Raw genomic sequence first — 18,800 nt, 5'->3', positions numbered from 1 at the left:
TGGTAATTTCTTATTTCCTATTTTAATTTCTACTATTGCATCTTTTTCTACTTTTACAGCTATTTTATCTTTTAATAATTCGTAACCTTTAGGCGCTTCTGTTTCCGCAAGAGTATAGTTACCTATTGGTAATTCTTTTGATATCGCTTCTCCTTGTTCATCTGTTACTAACTCACCAACTACTTTTTTATTTGAATCTTCAATATGAAACTTTGCCCCCATCAATTCTTTATTATCATTATTACTATCTACTTTTTTTATCTTTACTTTTCCTTTACTAGGCTTGTTCCAATGTTGCCAGTTAAATTTAAAATTGTGAAATTCAAATCCACCAGTTTGTTGTACCGTACCGACAAATGCTTGTCCATTAATCGAACCTCCTTTTGTTTCTAATACAGCATTTGGAGCAAACACACTCCCAACGACACCATATCCCTCTGTTGTGATCTTTTTTGCATTAGGAAAAACCCATATCACTTTCCCGTATAACTCAGTGAACGGTGAATTAGGAGAATAGGGTTGTGATGTAGGAATTATATCTGTAGCCCTACCGATATTGTTCGTGTCATATAAGATAGCACCATTTTTAAATGTAACCTCTATTGCATCCGAATACATAACGATAAAATCTTTTCCTTTCGCATTAGGTAAAAAGACATCTCTTATATCTAAATCGATTTTTCCTACCAATTCTGATGCGACATAAATATTAGGATTGTTTATATCTTTTCCGATTCCATAACTCATATTTGGAATTGGGGTATTCGTTTTATATTGACCTGCATTTTTACTGACTTGGTTCACTATGTTGTGAAATTCATTAAATTTCGCGTCAATTTCTAGTTTTTCTTTATAAACGATACGATCATAAGAAGATTGTATGATACGATCTGGATCACTCTCTTTTGTCATTACGACTATTCCGTTTTGAATAATAAAAGATTCCTCTCTTGATTTTTTAAATTTTCCAGACAATAACAAGGATGGATATCCTTCATCATCCCATTTCTCCCCAACTATATTAGATGTTCCCGCTGCTGCACCTACAATCGTATAACCAGATGCATCCATATCACCTTGAACTGCAATTGCTCCTTCAATGTCGCCACCTACTGCTTTATGGTTACCAAAGACGACAGCATTATAACGCGATATATCCCCTAGACCTTCTAAGTTAGTCGTGGATCCATATATTTCTTTTGGTGCATATACGACAAAACTTACACATAACATTAACAAAACCATAAAATGAATACTTACCAACTTTAATCGTAACCTCAATTCCTTTATTCCCACCTTTACCGTATTTTTTCTACAGTCAAATAAAGTGAAACTTTTTTCAGTGAGGATTTACTTTACCCTCTATATACCTTCTTTGCTTATCTCTGGATTTTCGGTCCCACTGCCCATTAATACATGATAAATAAATTCATTCTATCGAGTTAATTTTTTCTTATAAATTAAGACTAGAAACACACATAATAATAGGATTAAGACTACTACGGTCCACTTATTAAACATAAATATCTCTTTACGCATTTTTTGTTTTTCTTTCTCATTAAACTCCACACGCTCACCTCGAACCAGTAATCTATTTGTATTTACTCCATAAGGCGTACATGTAATTAATGTAATATAATCTTTATTTTCCACAATTTTTAAATCGTCCGTTTCGTGTGGTAACACTACTTTAATTTGATCTACTTTATAAGCAAGAACTTTGTCTAAAGAATGAATATAAAAAAGATCTCCTTCACTCAACTTATCTAAATCTGTAAATAATTTTGCTGATGGTAAACCACGATGCCCTGTTAAAATAGCGTGCGTATTTTCTCCACCTACTGGAAGTGAAGAATAATCTAAATGACCTACCCCGCGACTCAATATTTCCTCAGAGGTCCCTTGATAGATTGGTAGTTTTATATTAATTTTCGATATTTCAATATACCCCATTACATCACCTAAATTTAACGCATCGGCATACGCTTGATGATTATTTTTTTCTTCAGAAAATGGATCTGCAAATGTTTTCATGGAGGTTTGAACTTGTTTATTATATTCGGCTGCTTCTTTCTCCCTACGTTCGACTTCTTTCTTTTGTAGTGCTTTAATCTTCTTATCGTAGGAGCTAATCTCAGAATAATGTGCACGAGTCGCTAACCAATTACTAATAGTAGGATATAAAAAAATAGCTAATCCAAATAAAAAAATACCTCCTAAAACAAGATTTCGTTTCATATTTCCACCTCTGTATATACTAAAATATCGAAAAGAGGGAAGCATTTTGCTTCTCCCCTTTTTACATCACTTGGTTACATGGTCCTAAAGCCTTAATTATTAGCAAACTTTTTTCTAAAGAAAACAAATACCGCTGTAGCCATTAACGCAAGGCCTAGTACAGTAAATAGAGTCGTTCCGATACCACCCGTTACAGGAAGAATCCATCCACTTTTATTATTTTCAATCGATAATTTAACCGTTTGATTATTTTCGCTAATCTTTACATCAATAGGATCCTTTAATAATTGATATGAAGCTGTTGTACCATCTTCTTTTGTATAAGTTGGTGCTTTCGTTTCAAAAATTTGATAGTCTCCATACGGAATGTTAGTCCATTTAATAACACCATTTTCATCTGATACACCTGTGACTTCTTTACCTGCCACAACAACTATTTTTCCATTTTTATCTTTAAGTACAAACTCCGCACCTTTTAATTTCTTCTTATCAGCACCATCAACTTTTGTTAACTCGATAATTCCAGTTGTCGGAACAACAACTACAGGTTTAGATTCCTTTTCTCCAATTACATCATTTTTATTTATAAAATCAATTTTTGCTGTATTTAAAATTTCTGAACCAGATAGTACTCCTTCTTTTACTTGTGATTTAATTTGTAAATGAAATTCTTTTTTACCATCTAACTTTGTGAAATCTTTTACTATAGCTGTTACTTTTTGACCTTCTACAGCGACCTCTACAATGCTTGCATTTACTTCCGCTCCATCAATTTTCACGATTGGTTTTCCTTGAATCATTAAACGATTGTCTAATGTATCTGTTACTACATATTTTTTGTATTCTTTAATGTCTTCTGGAATTAATGTTTTGATATCATAATTGTAATTAGTTAACGGATTAATTGGTAACGCTTCCAAATTACCGTTAATCTTTTTATCAATATTTGGTTCTTCATAGTTTTGCACTTCTACTTTAACTACTGTACCAGAAGTAATTGTTCCATCTTCGTTAATAGTTCCGGAGGTCTTTATAAAAAACTCGTGTTTAGTCGGATCTAGTACATACCCTTTCGGCGCTTTTGTCTCTTGGAAATAGTATTCCCCATACTCTAATCCTTGCACGCGAATATGCCCATTACCATCTGTTGCTAACTCTTTTTTCACTTCTGTACCATCTTTTTTAAATAAAGAGAATACTGCACCTGTTAATGCTTTTTCATTTGCACCACTCTTTACTAAATCAACTGCACCACGTTTAATCTCATTTTTCGGATACATATGAACATCATAGTTTAGCACCTTACCCTCTTTATTCGTTAATGGAATATCCACTGTATACGTATTTGGATTCAGGTTAACATGCGGAGGTCCTGCCACTTCTTTCACTTCATAACGTCCTAGCGGAAGATCTTTTAATACAGCTTGTCCGTTATCATCTGTTACTACTTGAGTTGGAGTTGCTCCCATTACAGGCTTCACATCTTCTTTCACGATTTTCCCATCGTTTGAAATTTTTTCAAACGACGCAACCCTTTTCACTTCAAACGTTACACCTTTTAACGGCTTCGCATTTGTTGGTACTTCTTGATTTGCAGAGCCATCTCCTTCTATCCCCTGTGCGCCATCTTTTTCTTGTTCATATTTATGGATCGTTAAAGTACCTTCGGATGGTGAAGCTGCCTTTACTAATACACTAGACCATGTAGAAAATGTTAAGAAAAATACTAAAAGCACACTAAATATTTTTTTCATTTCTCTTATCCCCTTTACTACTTCTATCATTTTAAAAATCTCTTTATTACTATTACCCTCTTAAAAGTAATAGTGTGCCAAGTACCAGATTTAAACGAGTAACCTAAAACATAGTCGTCCAACAATCCATTGTTTACAATCACTTATTCACTCTTCTTATTTTCTATTATTACGTTGTCTCTCCGTACGATATATGTAGTTTCCCCCCTGAATTACACTTATATCTCTACTTCAAAAATCATTACATATTAACTTCTATCGCAAATTTCCATTAATTACTTAACTTAACTTCAATTCATTAATCGCTCCCTTCCTATCCCTATTTAAAATCCAATCTTAATCATTTTTGATACATATAAGCAATGAACAACGAATAAGTGTTACAATTCATATTTTACGTTACTCCCTAAAACTATTACCTGTATATTCAAATAATATGTGCTATCCATGTTAAATTATGGTATTATTCTTAGAAGTTTATAATTTTTATAGATAAAATTTTTCCGTTTCTACTTATGAAAAAAGGGAATATGTAAACATTCAACTATTACACACAACTGTAAGGAGGAATAATATGACTAAAAAGCTCAGTCTAGTTGAGATAGAGTACATTTGTAATATGTTTTTCCAATCTTTTGAAATTCCAGTTTGTTTTTTAGATTGTAACAAAAATATTCTTTTAGAATTTACATCAAAAGATGATTCACATTCGTTCTATAAATCAAAAATAGAACAGTTACATGTGCTTTTTCAAAAAAATGATTCAAATAATTCACCTATCTTCAGAACTCACCAATATTTAGGGCACTTCATTTTAATTCACATAAAGAGCCATTATATGGTGAATGGTACTGTTATTATTGGGCCCTTGACACATGTAAATTTTTCTACAAGTAAAGCGGATAGTAACCTTAATTTTATTTCGAATTATAAAAGAACAAGAGATCATTATTTTTCATTGTCAGTCAAAGATCAAAAATTCTTTGTGAATATAGCAATATTGTTCTATAACATTCTCTATAAAAAAAATTCAGATGTAAGTACCTTTTCAAATAACAGTGACTCATTTCATGTAAGTCATAGCAGTATCTTAAACGAGGATGTATATATTTCAATGCAAAAAAACGAATCTATCTGTCATAATTTGTATATAGAGAACCAACTACTTGGAGCTATAGAAAACGGGGATAAAGAAAGCGTACTCAAATATTATTACGAATTCCAACAAGAGACTTTTTCATCCTTATCTTCGTTCCATCAATTAAGACGTCATAAAAACATTTGTATTTCATCCATCACACTTGCTACTAGATATGCTATAAAAGGAGGACTTCCTTCCGGGATTGCTTACAAGATTTACGATCTACACATCCAAAAGACAGAGGGTTTAAAAGACACAGAATCTGTTTGGGATTTATTAAGAAATGTTTTCTGTACTTTTGCAGACCGTGTAAAAGCACAAAAAATACAGAAATACTCAAAGACTATCGTTATTTGCAAAAACTATATTTTTGAAAATATTTACAATCAAATATCTGTTAAACAACTTGCTAAATTTGCAAACGTAAATTCAGATTATTTATCTATATTATTCAAAAAAGAAGTCGGTATTTCATTAATTGAGTACATTCAACGTGAACGAATTGAAGAGGCAAAAAAATTATTAACTTTCACAACCTATCCCTTATCAGATATATGTGCTTCGCTCAACTTTAGTGATCAAAGCTATTTTACTAAAATTTTTAAAAAATTCACTAACGAAACACCTGGTAAATACCGAAAATCTCATGTTGTCATATAGAGTTAAACTTTCATTAAAACAAAGTGTTTTTAGTAACTTATCAATGGCAGATTAAAATTACTTCCACATTCATGACCTTTTGAATTTAGGCTATTTTTAAATCAAAAAAACACGTTACTATTCTTTTATTTGAATGAGAATAGTAACGTGCTTTATATGTAATGTAGGTCTGTAGGCAAAATAGCGTCCAAACGCAAAGTTTTATAGAAGCAAAATACACCACTTAAATACTAAAATCTTATTAAGTAAAAAATTCATCTAATAATTATTGTGTGAGAAATAAATCCTACTATTATTTTTGTATCTTTCTAAATTTACGAAGGAAAGTGAGTACTGTACCTGCAATAACCATCCAAATGCCCATTGTTGCACTGTTAGTTGTACTAGCACCCGTGTTTGGAAGTTCTTTATATGTAGACTCTTTTTTATCGGAATTACTGTTGTTCGGGATATTACTGTTATTAGTAAGGCCATTAGCTTTGCTAATGTCTTTATCTTTCACCAATACTTTTTGCATTGTATGAACCTCATTACCTACGGAATCTTTGACACTATATATGATTTCAAAAGTACCAGCTTTAGAGGTATCTACAGTTCCTTCATACGTTACGTTAGAAGTAACGTCACCGTCCTCTTTATCAGTAGCTAATACTCCTACCATTGGATCAAATTGATCTCCCTCAGTAATTGTAGTTGTAGCAGGTACTTTAAGTATTGGTATTTCATTTTTAACTTCATCTCTAACTTTGATCGTTACAGTTTGTTTCGCAATTACTTCATGACCTTTAGAATCTGTCACTGTGTATGTTATTACGTAAGTACCGGATTTAAAGGTATTTACTTCACCATTAACTTTTACTTTAGAAGTAAGATCGCCGTCTTCTTTATCAATAGCTAATACTTTTGCCATAGGATCGAATGAATCTCCTACATGAATTGTCGTTGCAGTAGGCACTGTTAATGTAGGGTTTAAATCTGATATTTCTCCATGTCCCTCTACAATTACCGCCTGTGTAGCCGTTGCATTCCCCCCTTGAGAGTCAACGACCGAGTAGTCCACAATGTATGTACCTGGTTTAGAAGTATCTACATCACCTTTATGTTTTACTTTATTTGTTAAATCACCATCTTCTTTATCAACAGCTTTTACATTACTCATCGGGTCAAACGTATCACCAACACGCAGTGTAATTGTAAGAGGTACAGTTAATTCAGGGACTTGATTTTCTGCAGTTTTTTCGTTTTCTTTCACTGTTCCTTTAATTTTTGCTGCATCAAAAGCTTTTTGCACCGCTCCAACCTCAATTGAGTTCGCACCATATTTGTTTGTTGCAACTTTCAGACACGCTATTCTTAATTCAGAGAAATTAGAAGTCATGTTCAATTCATCTGTATTTGCATAATAGAAAATATCAAACATTTTATCTTCACCAATACCATTTACAGTTACACCATTCTGAGTTCCACCTTGTGCAATTAAATACGCGACTTTATTAATAATACTTGAGTTGAAATGAACGCCCTCATTATCTTCTCCGTTTAAATCACTGTATTTGCTATAATCATCTGGATACGGTAATCCATTAAAAAATTTGACTGCAGATGGATTCTTCATATTACGGAGAACTGATCCAGTTTGTTCTCCTATTGTCCAATTAAATTCCCCATTATTTATGTATTTCTCAATAGCCGTTCCCATAATATCAGATAACGCCTCGTTAATTGCCCCAGATTCTCCGGAAAATTCAAGATTAGATTCGCTAGATGTAACCGCATGTGTAAATTCATGGCCCGCTATGTCAAATGCTTTCACCATTGGATCACCATATATTAGCATACTAACATTGCTAATATTAGCACTAAATGCATTCCCCCAATTTTTAGGATCATCTGTTTCTCCAGAATCCCATGCATGTACAACTGATACTACTTTTTTCCCCTTATTATCAAAACTATTACGTTTATATTTATTTTTATAAAAATCATATACCTTTGTTGCTAAGAAATGAGCACTTACCGCCTTTGGATCATTAAATATTGTTGAAGTGCTAGTTGCTAATATACCAGGATAATATCTGTTTTCAAAAGTAATATCTCTATAATTTACATCATATGTCTCAATTCCTTGCCCCCTTGTATAATCAGCAAGTGCATATGTTCCATTACTTTGTTCAGAAATACCGAATGTGCGAATTATACCTAAATCATCTTTACCTGTTCCGGTTAATGATTTGACATTGCTTTTTTTACTCGCCTCAATTGATTCAACATACTCTTCACTTACTTTTAAACCTGACTCTTGCACCATATTTTTCAACATATCTCCATTATTAGCATTCACTAAATAAGTTCCAGATACATAGTTTGGTGTTGCAGCTGTAAATGTAACTTGATATGCATTGCTAGCCTGTCCATTATTTTCATTTACAAAAATAACTTCCTTAACTTCTGGCTCAGAAATAAATGTAATATCGTTCCCGTACTTCGTATAAATAAATTGTTTTGCATCTTCTTTTGATAAATTAATTGGATTCTTTAAATCTTCTTGTGTTAAATTTTGTGCACTTTCTCCTGAAACACTTTTAATAACACCCTTTTTATCTACATGAGCAGTCAATTGGTGTCCATACACTTCTTTTCCTTCATATATTTGTTGCATACGAACAAGTGTAGTCCCATCATAAGCCCCACGATTTTGAAAAACCTTGTAATCTACCTCTTTGTCTCCACTAACTTGTTTTGGAGACAAAGCATGCTCCGTCTTTTCCTTAAGTGCATCTTTCACTATATTCTCAGGCGTCTTTTGTGATGGTTGTGTAAGTTCCCCTGTACGGAACGAATCCTCTTGAATTTCAACTTGCATTTGATCTTTTTCCTCTGCATAACCCACTTCATATGGTGTTACAGTTATTAAGGTTAATCCTGTTGTTAAAGCAACTATAGCTATTTCTTTTTTATTTTTCATGTTATTTTCCTCGTATAATTTCCTAAAATATGAAACTGCTTAAATGTATTCCTATCAAAAATAGAAAAATAAAAAGTGTAACACATTACGTAAACTGTATTATAAAAAGATGACTTCTGTAAACAACAAAAGTCATCCCTTCAATATGTAATATCCCTAATATATTTTTAATATATAATTTCTATATAAATAGAAAAAAGCATTCATTAATAAGCATTTTGCATGACTTTTATTAGGTCATTTATATTTTCAACTTTCTGCTGAAACTGATCAAATTTGCTATGTAGCAATCTAGGATTTTTATCTTCAGTTGAAATAACTTTTTTTAATTCCTCTTCTAATTTATCATATGTATCAAAGAAATTATCAAATTCTACACTTACAAGTTCTTCATTTTCACGATAAAATCTTTTTGATTCTATATAAGTCATATATGATTTATTTAAAAATCCTAATGAAATTAAATATTTAGAAGTGTTTTCTTGATAAATAGCAATATCACATGCTATTTTAATATCAGAATAAGATTTTTGAACGAAACAATGTAATTCAAAAATCTTAAACTTTAATCCATTATTCATTTTATCCCCTCCCATCCTATCTATTCTACATAAAAAAAGAATATTATACAAAGTAAAATATCAATATAGTACAAAAATAAAAAGCGTAAGAATAATTCCTTCCGCTTTTTATATCAAAACATACATTTCATATTGTGCTAAAGAATTCTTTTCGAATCCAGTTTTCTTTAAAAATCCTTCTAGTAAATTGTTGTTTGGAAACCCAATTGATAAACTTGTTACATTCAACTCATTTCTTGCTATTTGTAATAATTTTGATCCAATATTACGATTTCTATAGTCTTTGTCTACGAAAAGAAAACTGATTTTACCTTGTTCATTCACACATATAGCACCCTTTAAATCATTATCAACATATGCACCGTAAAATGTATTACTTGTTTTTTCGATATAATCCATATCATTTTGCCAATTTATATGGAAGTGTAACCATTTCTGAACTTCAAGTTTAAAAGATGGAAAATCTAATTGTTTTACTTTAATTCCCTTGCAATCTTTATTAATTATTTTAGTCATATCTTTTAAATTATAATAAGATAGATCGTACACTTTTTCATAGCCTAATTTCGTATAAAAATGAATCGCTCGGTCATTGCCTACAATGACTTCAAGAAAAAGTTGCTTACACTCATTTTGAAGCGCCTCTTCTTTATGCAGTTCAATTAACTTTTGACTCACACCAATACCGCGGTAATTAGGATGAACCGCTAATGTTCCGCAGCGCATTGTTTTTATGTTTTCATAATCCTTTATCCCGCCAAGTATTACACCAACTGATTTGTTATCGTCTAAAGCAAGAAAGGAATGTTTTAGTGAATTCCCTTCTGGTCCCAAAAACCTTTTTATAAAATCTTCTTTTGAAACTTCCATTTTAATAATGTAATCTGAAAATCCATCTTTAAAAGATTCATACACTAAATCTATACTTACTTCACTGCATCTTTTGTATTGAATCATATAAAATTCTCCCCCACTTACTCGTGTTAAACTTAGCATTCATATACGTAAAATGTACTGTTGCCAATCTACCCACCATTCTTTAACTTTTAATTAAACCATTTAATTTGAAATAAACGGGCACTTTCCTACATATCTCTCACTGTTAATTTGTTTTATAACAAACGGTGCAATATCCCCATTTTGTATTTTGATTCCTGGCATATCAACTAAACTCTCTTTTATATTTCCAATACCATTTCCCTCTATAACAAATGGTAATCTAACAATTGTCCAATCTACTTCACTACTTTGGATAATTTGTAATTCTTTATATTTATCTTGCATCATTTTTGATAAAAAAACTTTAAACAAGGTAGCTCCTATTTTATTTACAATTCCCTTCTGATCGCCTGTAACATTTAAAGAACATCCGGAAATTACAATATATCGTTTTATTTCAAACTCCTTCATTGCTTGTATAACATGCTTTGTTACTGTGCTAAAAATATAAGGTTCATTTTTCGGTTGACCTACCGCATTAATTACAACTCGACAACCTTTAAGTAATTCACGTATTGAAGAAAAATCACGTGCATCCCCAATAATAGTTTCTAAATTTTCATTAGTTATCGTCATATTATTAGAATTTCTCGTTAATATTTTCACTTGATATCCCTTTTCTAATGCTTTTTTTACAAGGAATTTCCCGGCTTTTCCGTTTGTACCCAGAATAACTATTTTATTTGTACTTTCCAATATTAACCCCTCTTACTATCTATTATTTACTACATTAATTTCATAAACACGTAAAAAAGAAATTAAATGCTCGCACGCTCGTTCACATGCTAACATTTTAAAGATTTTTTGTTCCTCTTTCGTTTTATCATTTGCTTGATCTGATGCAGCTTTTAAACTGAGAAAAGGTTTGTTATTGATTTGACACACATAAGCAAAGGCTGCCACTTCTTGATCAACCGCTAATGCTCCATATACAGTATGGAGTAAATATCTCATTTCTGAACTACGTATACGTTGATCTCCAGATAGGAATGTACCATAATGAATCGGATCATAAGATCGTATCTTTTTTATTCTTCTTACAATTGACTTTGTTGTTTCAATAGGTGCTGTTCTACCATTATATAAATTAAAAACATCATCCCCCGAACCAGCAGCAGTAACGTCATGTTGTATTGCATTAAGCGCTACTACAATATGACCATTTTTCACCTTATTTGATAAACTTCCGCATATCCCTGTCATAAACAACTCATCTGGCTGAAACTCACTAATTAATAATTGTACACAACTTGCACAACTTACTTTTCCAACTCCAGTTATTACGGAGATAACTTCCATATTATTAATATAATGAAAATGAAATTCCCAAGCTGCTCTTTTTTCAATGCGTTCACTTGGATAAACTTGATGCAAATACGTAAGTTCTGGTTCCCACGCTGATACGATTGCAATACGTTTCATTACACGCTTCACTTCCCCTATTGTTATCATGTAAATAATGTATCTATACTTTCTCGTTCATAATCTGGAATCCACTCTTTATATTTCTCATATAAATTTCGTATTGTTTCTTTATTCTTCGCAATTACTTCACATCCTCTATCATCGTAAATAAACATGATAATATCTTTCGATACATTTACAAGAAATACATCTGGATAAGAAATTTCTTTTTTGCGTCCAAAACGAGGATAAAGACCCGGAAAATCTTCATGATTTGCAGCTTGAATAAGTGGGTATTTAATATCTTCCGCAAGGCATTTTAACGAAAATTGATATGTACAATATAAATCAGCTTCTTCATCTTCAAATAGAAAGGCTAACGTTTCTTGATTTATTTGGAACTTTAAATCCCTCTTTTTAATAAATTTATTGTATACATTTATTTTCTGCGAATTTTTCATATTTTCCTTTTTAAATCGATAAACATTTGTTACTAAAAAGACTTCATCTTCTTTTGAAAATATATCTTCAAATAAGTATTTATTATATGCATAAAGTTGAATGAAGTATTCCCTATTTACATCTTCGGTTCATTCTACATATAGGCCTTTCTCTTTCCCAAAATGAAAATGTAAATGATTTTCCCACTGAAAGTATATATGGGGTACTAATGTAACCCCAGGAAATGTTTGATTCATATATTCTTTTAATTGCATGCTTAATTCCTTTCTACTCTATAATTTCTTTTAACTGCCAATATGCTTCTTCTAGCCACGGGTGTACAACTTTCAACGTTTCTTTTCTATCCCACAAATATGAAATATATGAAAAAGTAGCATGTTCTAAAGATTTTTCTAATCCTTTTTTTACTTCTACTAAGTAAGGTGGTGTCCCATTATGATCCCATTCTATTTTCTCAGCAACAAATAACACTAAATCCATCTTCGTTGCATGTTTACGCAGTGTAGTATGACAACTAATGGCATTTAAAATTTCTTCATCTTCCACTCTAAATATCTCTTTAGCAATTATTCTCGACAGTTTTTGATGAATAATCATCGGGAATTCTCGTTCTTCTTGTAATATCTCTATTCCAAATTGCTCAGCAACTACAATCCGATCTTCATTCGGAAAGATTGCACTAATATCATGTAAATATGCTGCAATTGCTGCCTTTTCTTCATTTACATGATACATAACCGCAATTTTACGAGACTCATTTGCCACTCGAATTGAATGTTTATATGTAACTTCTTTATTGTATTTTAATAGAAAAGCTTTTATATCAGTTTCAATTTTTCCAGTTGGAGTAAATGAATAAATCTCTTTATATACTATAGTAAGTCCCCCTTATTCTTCACTTTCAGTATAATACATTATTTAAATATCTTTCTTCTTTGTATTCGTTATGAATGTTTTAATCCCTTTTTATACGTTACATGAAATTTTATGTGGAATCATTGCTACAAAATACATAAATGTTTGATATTATAGTAATGTTAATGATTTGTTAGGAAAGGAACTACATAATGAATAAAAATATATTAATTATTGATGATGATAAAGAAATTGTTGAATTACTTGCTGTTTATTTGCGAAATGAAGGCTATAACATTTATAAAGCATATGATGGCGATGAGGCATTACAAATGATTTCTACATATGAAGTTGACCTTATGGTACTGGATATAATGATGCCAAAACGAAACGGATTAGAAGTTTGCCAAGAAGTGCGTGAAAATAATACTGTACCTATTCTTATGCTTAGTGCAAAAGCAGAAGATATGGATAAAATATTAGGTCTTATGACAGGTGCAGATGATTATATGATTAAACCATTTAATCCATTAGAATTAGTAGCTAGAGTGAAAGCTTTATTACGAAGATCGTCTTTCCAAAATGCCACTTCCTCCAAGAATGAAGATGGTATTATTCGTATTCGTTCTGCTGAAATACACAAACATAATCATACTGTTAAAGTAAATGGAGAATATATTAAACTTACATCTATTGAATTTGATATTTTATATTTACTTGCGAGTAATACCGGAAGAGTATTTAGTTCCGAAGAAATTTTTGAACGCGTTTGGAATGAAGATGGTTATGGCTCAAATAAAACTGTAATGGTCCACATTAGTAATTTACGAGATAAACTTGAAACAGGAATGAATGGAGAGAAGTTTATCCATACTGTTTGGGGAGTAGGCTATAAAATTGAGAAATGAAGCATTTGATATATTAAAAGATATCCCAAAATGGAAGTTGATTTTTTGGTTCATGTTAGCCATTACCCTTACCCCTATTACTGAATTAATTATATATCGCCTTGTTACAAGTGTAATTGAAAGTTCACTCACGTTAAGCGAGCTCGGAAAAGAATTCATTAGAATTTTTGGATATGAAAAATATAAAGGAATAAAGGAATCTCTATGGATGATGATTGTATCTTATTTGTTTTTATTTTCTATTTTCTCATCCTACCTATACATTTTTTATCGTCATGAAAGAAAGATTTACTATGAAACTTGTATTAAAAAAATGATAGAAGAAATTCGTTATATTGCAGATGGAAACTTCAATCATAAAGTGTCTATCGTAAATCATAATTATCTGGAAGAGTTAGCAACCGGAGTAAATCAGATTGTTGAACAATTAAAAGTCTCAATTGATGAAGAGAGACAGGCGGAACAAGCAAAAAGTGAACTTATTACAAATGTATCGCATGATTTACGTACTCCTCTTACCTCTATAGTTGGATACGTAAATTTAATCCATCATGATAATTATAGAGATGAAGTGGAATTACGCCATTATATACAAGTCATTTACGATAAAGTAACCCGTCTTAATGCATTAATGAATGACTTGTTTGAATATACACGTGTTCAAAATAAAGAGTTAAGTTTATATTCTGTTCCCATTGATATTGTAGAGCTACTTGGACAATTAACTGTTCAATTCCGCATACAAGTTCAAGAAGCTAATATAGAATGTCGCCCTTCTTTCCCATCTCAAAAACTCATGGTATTAGCTGATGGAGACAAATTAGTGCGTGTGTTTGAAAATCTTATTATAAACGCTATCGCTTATGGAAATGACGGTGGATATATCGACCTTTCTGCCTATGAAAGCAATAATATGATTACTATAGATATAACAAATTACGGCCAACCTATTCCTAGTACAGATTTACCTCATATATTTGAACGTTTTTATCGCGTTGAAAAATCTCGATCTACAAACACCGGTGGATCTGGGCTTGGATTAGCAATTGCAAAAAGTATTGTCGAATTGCATAAAGGATCAATTGAAGTATATAGTGATGATAAAAAAACAACTTTCACTGTAAAACTACAACCACATAAATGTTAATACAGCTTAATTTTAGGTCCAATTTCTTACCATATAAGAAATTGGACCTTTTATTTCCCATTAAAATCCAAAATTTAATAATCCTTTATAATTCTTTAGAAATTCTTTACCTTTTCTTTCTTCCTAATTAAGCATTCCTTTTTACAATAGTATTATTGATGTCATAGTAGGAGGATCGCTTATGCAATTCCTGAAAAAGTTCACAGTTTTATTATTATCTTTTGTTATTACAGCACTTATCGTTTTATATTTTTATCTTTATGTAAATGGTCCAATTATTCAAGCTAAATCAGCTATTTTAATAGATGCTAATTCAGGTGAAGTTGTTTATAAAAAAAATGAGGAAATTCCTATACAATCAGCTACTTTATCTAAATTAATGACAGAGTATATCGCAATGGAACAATTGAATGAAGGCAAAATACAGTTAGATGAATTAGTAAAAATAAGTAACGAAGTGTTCCGAGGAGAAAAGAGTCCTATCCAAGTAACTTCGAAAGATGAAACGACAGTTCGTGATTTACTTCATGCATTGTTTTTGACAGGGAATAATCGTTCCGCACTTGCCCTAGCAGAACACATTGCTGGAAACGAAGATAACTTTACACTTCTAATGAATGAAAAAGCAACACAACTAAAGTTATCACAGCCATCCCCATTTCTAAATGCTACTGGAATGAATAACGATACGAATAAACAATCAACTACAACAGCAATAGACGTCGCTAAACTAGCAACACAATTAGTAACAGACTTTCCAGATGTATTGAATATTACGAAACTAACCTCTTACCAATTTACCTTCAAAGACTCAAAAGTCTTCAACACAAATAAAATGATTTATTCCCTTAATAAAAACATTAAACTCCAAGGTGTTGACGGCCTACAAACTAGTTTTTCAACTAATGGTAATTACAGTTTTGTCAGTACAGCAAAACGAGGAGAAACTAGACTTATTTCAGTAATTTTAGAGGCTGATGATGAAAACAGTACTTTTATTGAAACAAAAAAGTTACTACAGTACGGTTTTGATCCTTCCTCATACTCTGCACTCCAAGCTTTTAAAGATGCTGTTACATCTTGGACAGTTTTGCTTCAGTTTAAAAATTTAATCATACAAACATTGTTGATTTTCTTCATTATTACATTTTTAATGTTTTTACATATACGCCAGAAAAAATCCGAGGATTTCAATTAGGAAACTCTCTTATATATAAAAACGGCTTGCATTTACAGTGCAAGCCGTTTTCTAAATTTATAATCCTCTTCCGATTAAATTCGCTGAAACAGGCTGAAGATTTAACTCTCTCGCCCATATAGATAGCTGACCGATATGGTGAATTTCATGTACAATTACATGCCTTAACACTTCACCGTATGTATATGTTTTATCTGTCCACGCAGCTTTTAATATTTTACATTCTAAATTAGTTGACCATACTTGTAAAAAATCTTCTAATTCTCGTTTATATAAATCAGATAACGCTTTCACTTTTTGGATGGATTGATAATCTTTAAATTTCGGTTCATTATCTTCTTTTCCTTGAAGTGCGCTAATCCAGCTGTACTCAACATCGACAATATGGAATAATGTTTCTAAAATACTCCCAACACCCCCTACACGCTTGCGAAATAACTCTTCTTCTGAAAGTTGTTCACACCACTTAAACCAGTCGTCCCTTACTTGCCAATTGTATTGAAATAAAGTGTACAAATTTATCTCTCCCCCTATCCTATAATCCACTTAATAGCATCTATCACGTAATATGGCTCATCTTTTTGAATATAGTGACCACTTTGTTCTGCAATTACAAATTTATTATTGCTTGATAATCGTAATAAATCTTCTTGCAATTGCAACCATTTCATTTGTGCATCTGGCGAATAAAAAGCTTTTTTACCCGCAGCTAAAACGACAAGTGGAATATCATTCATTGATTTACAATATCTATCTACTTCACTTAAACTAAATGTAAACTCTTCATATGAACTTTCATATATAAACTGTTTATAGTAAGCTTCTTGAAATTCAGTAGACATGATTGGTAAAAATGCTTCTTTATAATTTTCTGGTGTCGAATCCACCAAAACAATTCCCAACAAATCTTCGGGATAAAAAGTCGCAAATAAACGTGCATTTATACCTCCAAAAGAATGTCCTACAAAAATATAAGGTGGTTTCAATTGTAATTGCGCTAAGCAACATCTTAAATCTTTTACCATTTCAGAACTAATACCTCTCTTGGAACTCTTTCCACTTTTCCCTAATCCCGCTCGATCATATGTAAGTACCGTCCCATATTCCGTCAACTCTTCAGCAATATGATCCCATGTCTTTGAATAATCGCCATAACCTGCCTCCATTATAATGACTGGCTGCAGCTTCTTTCCTTGGAACTTTTTCGTATACATTTTAAAATCGTCAACTTGTACATATTCCTCTATACATTTAACCAATGACGATCACTTCTCTCAGGCCAAGTTCCTCTATAGCCTGATTCATTATTTCACTTACAGATAAAGATCCATCCAATACAATATCCGAATTCGACTTAACAGCATGAATTGCCTCTAAATAAGCTTTTCTCGCAAATGTCATGTAATGATTCAAATCATTATGTATTTCATCTATTGTACCTTCTTTAAAATCTCGCAAGATTCTTCTAGCCATTGCAATATCTAAAGGTGTGTCGATAAATATTGTTACATCAATGAATTGTCGCATTTCACTATTTAAGTATGCAAAAGGATAATCTACAATAATATAATCTACATTCCCCTCTCGTATAAGATGCTGAATATCATGAATTAATGGTGTAAGTACCCATTCATCATAATTTGCTCCATCATCAATCCATTTACAAATATCAGCAGGACAGTTATCAAAGTTATAGCTATCAAAATAAAGAGCTTTTGAGTTTTCCAATTCATTCGTTAATCTTTCTGTAACAGTTGTTTTACCTCCCCCTGAAACAGCTGCAATTGTAATGACTTTCGTTTTTTTCATAATTCCTCACCATACCCCATTTAATTAACATAATATAATTACAGATAACTATTATTTTTTATCGCTCCATTCATATTCTAACATACTCATTTCCCATAAATTCCAATACGTTTCTCCTACTTTTTTTGACTCTCGCAATAAACCTTCTTTTACAAATCCTATTTTTTCATAACATGAGATGGCCGACGTATTAAAATCATAGACACCAAGAGTTACTCTATGTAGTTTTAATTCTTCAAATGCAATTTGTAGTACTGCTTTCATCATATGTTTCCCTATAGAACGTCCTCTCATTCTCGTATCACCAACTAGCACTTTTCCAATCCTTGCAGATTTATTTATATTGTCTATTTGCCCAAGTGAAATATGGCCAATTACTTTCTTAGACTCTTCATCTATTACTTTAAATGCAAGCGTATTTTCGCTTGTTATATACTTTTCTAATTGCTGTTCATTTAACGGGTATGTAAATGCATTTCCCGACCATTGTATTAAAAACTCCTCAGAGTCAATCCAACCTATTAATTGTTTGAAATCAGACTTTTTAAAGGTTTCTAATTTAATCACTTTTATGCTCCTTTCGTACATCATACTTTATAGCCCCAAACTTATTTCTATATAAAGAATCTATTCTCCTTTATATGAAATTAAAATAAAGCCATTCATATGAATGGCTTTA

Annotated in this window: 17 protein-coding genes and 1 pseudogene; 4 read left to right on the top strand and 14 right to left on the bottom strand. The window is 31.6% G+C overall.

All coding sequences use genetic code 11. The features are described from left to right. From MR113_RS23605 to MR113_RS23595, 3 genes are all read right to left on the bottom strand, one after another. On the bottom strand, positions 1–1,281 hold a 1,281-nt coding region (locus MR113_RS23605), incomplete at its 3' end, for a collagen-binding domain-containing protein (protein ID WP_242257064.1). Positions 1,282–1,434: 153 nt separating this feature from the next. Beyond that, positions 1,435–2,238 (bottom strand): class C sortase, encoded by an 804-nt coding sequence (locus MR113_RS23600; protein ID WP_242257063.1) that lies wholly within the window; start codon positions 2,236–2,238, stop codon positions 1,435–1,437. A gap of 92 nt (positions 2,239–2,330) precedes the next feature. Further along, positions 2,331–3,992 carry a SpaA isopeptide-forming pilin-related protein gene (locus MR113_RS23595; protein ID WP_242257062.1) on the bottom strand — a complete coding sequence of 554 codons (1,662 nt, stop codon included), beginning with the start codon at positions 3,990–3,992 and terminating at the stop codon, positions 2,331–2,333. Positions 3,993–4,566: 574 nt separating this feature from the next. Here MR113_RS23595 and MR113_RS23590 point away from each other — a divergent pair. Next, positions 4,567–5,793, top strand: a complete 1,227-nt coding sequence (locus MR113_RS23590; RefSeq protein ID WP_242257061.1) for an AraC family transcriptional regulator — start codon at positions 4,567–4,569, stop codon at positions 5,791–5,793. Between the two features lie 292 nt (positions 5,794–6,085). Here MR113_RS23590 and MR113_RS23585 read toward each other — a convergent pair whose 3' ends face one another. From MR113_RS23585 to yqeK, 7 genes and pseudogenes are all read right to left on the bottom strand, one after another. Continuing rightward, positions 6,086–8,758, bottom strand: a complete 2,673-nt coding sequence (locus MR113_RS23585) for a M4 family metallopeptidase (protein WP_242257060.1) — start codon at positions 8,756–8,758, stop codon at positions 6,086–6,088. Positions 8,759–8,964: 206 nt separating this feature from the next. After that, positions 8,965–9,339 carry a hypothetical protein gene (locus MR113_RS23580; protein WP_242257059.1) on the bottom strand — a complete coding sequence of 125 codons (375 nt, stop codon included), beginning with the start codon at positions 9,337–9,339 and terminating at the stop codon, positions 8,965–8,967. A gap of 108 nt (positions 9,340–9,447) precedes the next feature. Next, positions 9,448–10,296, bottom strand: coding sequence for a GNAT family N-acetyltransferase (locus MR113_RS23575; RefSeq protein ID WP_242257058.1), 849 nt, complete (start codon positions 10,294–10,296; stop codon positions 9,448–9,450). 102 nt (positions 10,297–10,398) lie between these two features. Then, the gene (locus tag MR113_RS23570) at positions 10,399–11,034 is read right to left on the bottom strand and encodes an SDR family oxidoreductase (RefSeq protein WP_242257057.1); all 636 of its coding nucleotides are present in this window, start codon (positions 11,032–11,034) and stop codon (positions 10,399–10,401) included. A 15-nt stretch (positions 11,035–11,049) separates the two neighbouring features. Continuing rightward, on the bottom strand, positions 11,050–11,787 hold the full coding sequence (gene mtnN, locus MR113_RS23565) for a 5'-methylthioadenosine/S-adenosylhomocysteine nucleosidase (RefSeq protein WP_242257067.1): 738 nt from the start codon (positions 11,785–11,787) through the stop codon (positions 11,050–11,052). Then, positions 11,787–12,458, bottom strand: a pseudogene (locus MR113_RS23560) (DUF3885 domain-containing protein). The gene mtnN and the pseudogene MR113_RS23560 overlap by 1 nt, the downstream one beginning before the upstream one ends. Positions 12,459–12,471: 13 nt before the next feature. Further along, a complete protein-coding gene (gene yqeK / locus MR113_RS23555) occupies positions 12,472–13,080 on the bottom strand; it encodes a bis(5'-nucleosyl)-tetraphosphatase (symmetrical) YqeK (RefSeq protein WP_242257066.1) in 609 nt (202 codons plus the stop codon). A 191-nt stretch (positions 13,081–13,271) separates the two neighbouring features. On the opposite strand from yqeK, the gene MR113_RS23550 reads away from it, so the two are divergent. The 3 genes from MR113_RS23550 to MR113_RS23540 all read left to right on the top strand — a co-directional run bounded on the left by MR113_RS23550 (position 13,272) and on the right by MR113_RS23540 (position 16,312). After that, a complete protein-coding gene (locus MR113_RS23550; protein WP_001038818.1) occupies positions 13,272–13,967 on the top strand; it encodes a response regulator transcription factor in 696 nt (231 codons plus the stop codon). Next, a complete protein-coding gene (locus MR113_RS23545; RefSeq protein ID WP_242257056.1) occupies positions 13,957–15,114 on the top strand; it encodes a sensor histidine kinase in 1,158 nt (385 codons plus the stop codon). The genes MR113_RS23550 and MR113_RS23545 overlap by 11 nt, the downstream gene beginning before the upstream one ends. 181 nt (positions 15,115–15,295) lie before the next feature. Continuing rightward, positions 15,296–16,312, top strand: coding sequence for a D-alanyl-D-alanine carboxypeptidase family protein (locus MR113_RS23540; RefSeq protein ID WP_242257055.1), 1,017 nt, complete (start codon positions 15,296–15,298; stop codon positions 16,310–16,312). A gap of 57 nt (positions 16,313–16,369) precedes the next feature. On the opposite strand, the gene MR113_RS23535 is transcribed toward MR113_RS23540, so the two are convergent. Genes MR113_RS23535 through MR113_RS23520 form a run of 4 tightly spaced genes read right to left on the bottom strand, consistent with a single transcriptional unit; the run spans position 16,370 to position 18,712 of the window. After that, positions 16,370–16,828: a DinB family protein gene (locus MR113_RS23535; protein WP_242257054.1), complete on the bottom strand. Its 459-nt coding sequence runs from the start codon at positions 16,826–16,828 to the stop codon at positions 16,370–16,372. 14 nt (positions 16,829–16,842) lie between these two features. Continuing rightward, positions 16,843–17,571 carry an alpha/beta fold hydrolase gene (locus MR113_RS23530; RefSeq protein WP_242257053.1) on the bottom strand — a complete coding sequence of 243 codons (729 nt, stop codon included), beginning with the start codon at positions 17,569–17,571 and terminating at the stop codon, positions 16,843–16,845. Beyond that, positions 17,564–18,121, bottom strand: coding sequence for a nucleoside/nucleotide kinase family protein (locus MR113_RS23525; protein ID WP_277929774.1), 558 nt, complete (start codon positions 18,119–18,121; stop codon positions 17,564–17,566). Before MR113_RS23525 ends, MR113_RS23530 begins: the two co-directional genes overlap by 8 nt. Before the next feature lie 51 nt (positions 18,122–18,172). Beyond that, positions 18,173–18,712, bottom strand: coding sequence for a GNAT family N-acetyltransferase (locus MR113_RS23520; RefSeq protein ID WP_242257052.1), 540 nt, complete (start codon positions 18,710–18,712; stop codon positions 18,173–18,175). Positions 18,713–18,800: the final 88 nt, after the last annotated feature.

Origin of the sequence: Bacillus cereus group sp. BfR-BA-01379 (assembly GCF_022663605.1) — a bacterium.
In the GTDB taxonomy this organism is placed as follows: domain Bacteria; phylum Bacillota; class Bacilli; order Bacillales; family Bacillaceae_G; genus Bacillus_A; species Bacillus_A mobilis.
The sequence above is the reverse complement of the archived record's forward strand: the minus strand, read 5'-3'. Positions and strand labels throughout refer to the sequence as shown.

What these genes read in the sequence shown, in the direction of transcription:
- MR113_RS23600 (WP_242257063.1), bottom strand. Translation starts at nt 2,238, where the DNA reads ATGAAACGAAATCTTGTTTTAGGAGGTATTTTTTTATTTGGATTAGCT.
- MR113_RS23595 (WP_242257062.1), bottom strand. Translation starts at nt 3,992, where the DNA reads ATGAAAAAAATATTTAGTGTGCTTTTAGTATTTTTCTTAACATTTTCT.
- MR113_RS23590 (WP_242257061.1), top strand. Translation starts at nt 4,567, where the DNA reads ATGACTAAAAAGCTCAGTCTAGTTGAGATAGAGTACATTTGTAATATG.
- MR113_RS23585 (WP_242257060.1), bottom strand. Translation starts at nt 8,758, where the DNA reads ATGAAAAATAAAAAAGAAATAGCTATAGTTGCTTTAACAACAGGATTA.
- MR113_RS23580 (WP_242257059.1), bottom strand. Translation starts at nt 9,339, where the DNA reads ATGAATAATGGATTAAAGTTTAAGATTTTTGAATTACATTGTTTCGTT.
- MR113_RS23575 (WP_242257058.1), bottom strand. Translation starts at nt 10,296, where the DNA reads ATGATTCAATACAAAAGATGCAGTGAAGTAAGTATAGATTTAGTGTAT.
- MR113_RS23550 (WP_001038818.1), top strand. Translation starts at nt 13,272, where the DNA reads ATGAATAAAAATATATTAATTATTGATGATGATAAAGAAATTGTTGAA.
- MR113_RS23540 (WP_242257055.1), top strand. Translation starts at nt 15,296, where the DNA reads ATGCAATTCCTGAAAAAGTTCACAGTTTTATTATTATCTTTTGTTATT.
- MR113_RS23525 (WP_277929774.1), bottom strand. Translation starts at nt 18,121, where the DNA reads ATGAAAAAAACGAAAGTCATTACAATTGCAGCTGTTTCAGGGGGAGGT.
- MR113_RS23520 (WP_242257052.1), bottom strand. Translation starts at nt 18,712, where the DNA reads ATGATGTACGAAAGGAGCATAAAAGTGATTAAATTAGAAACCTTTAAA.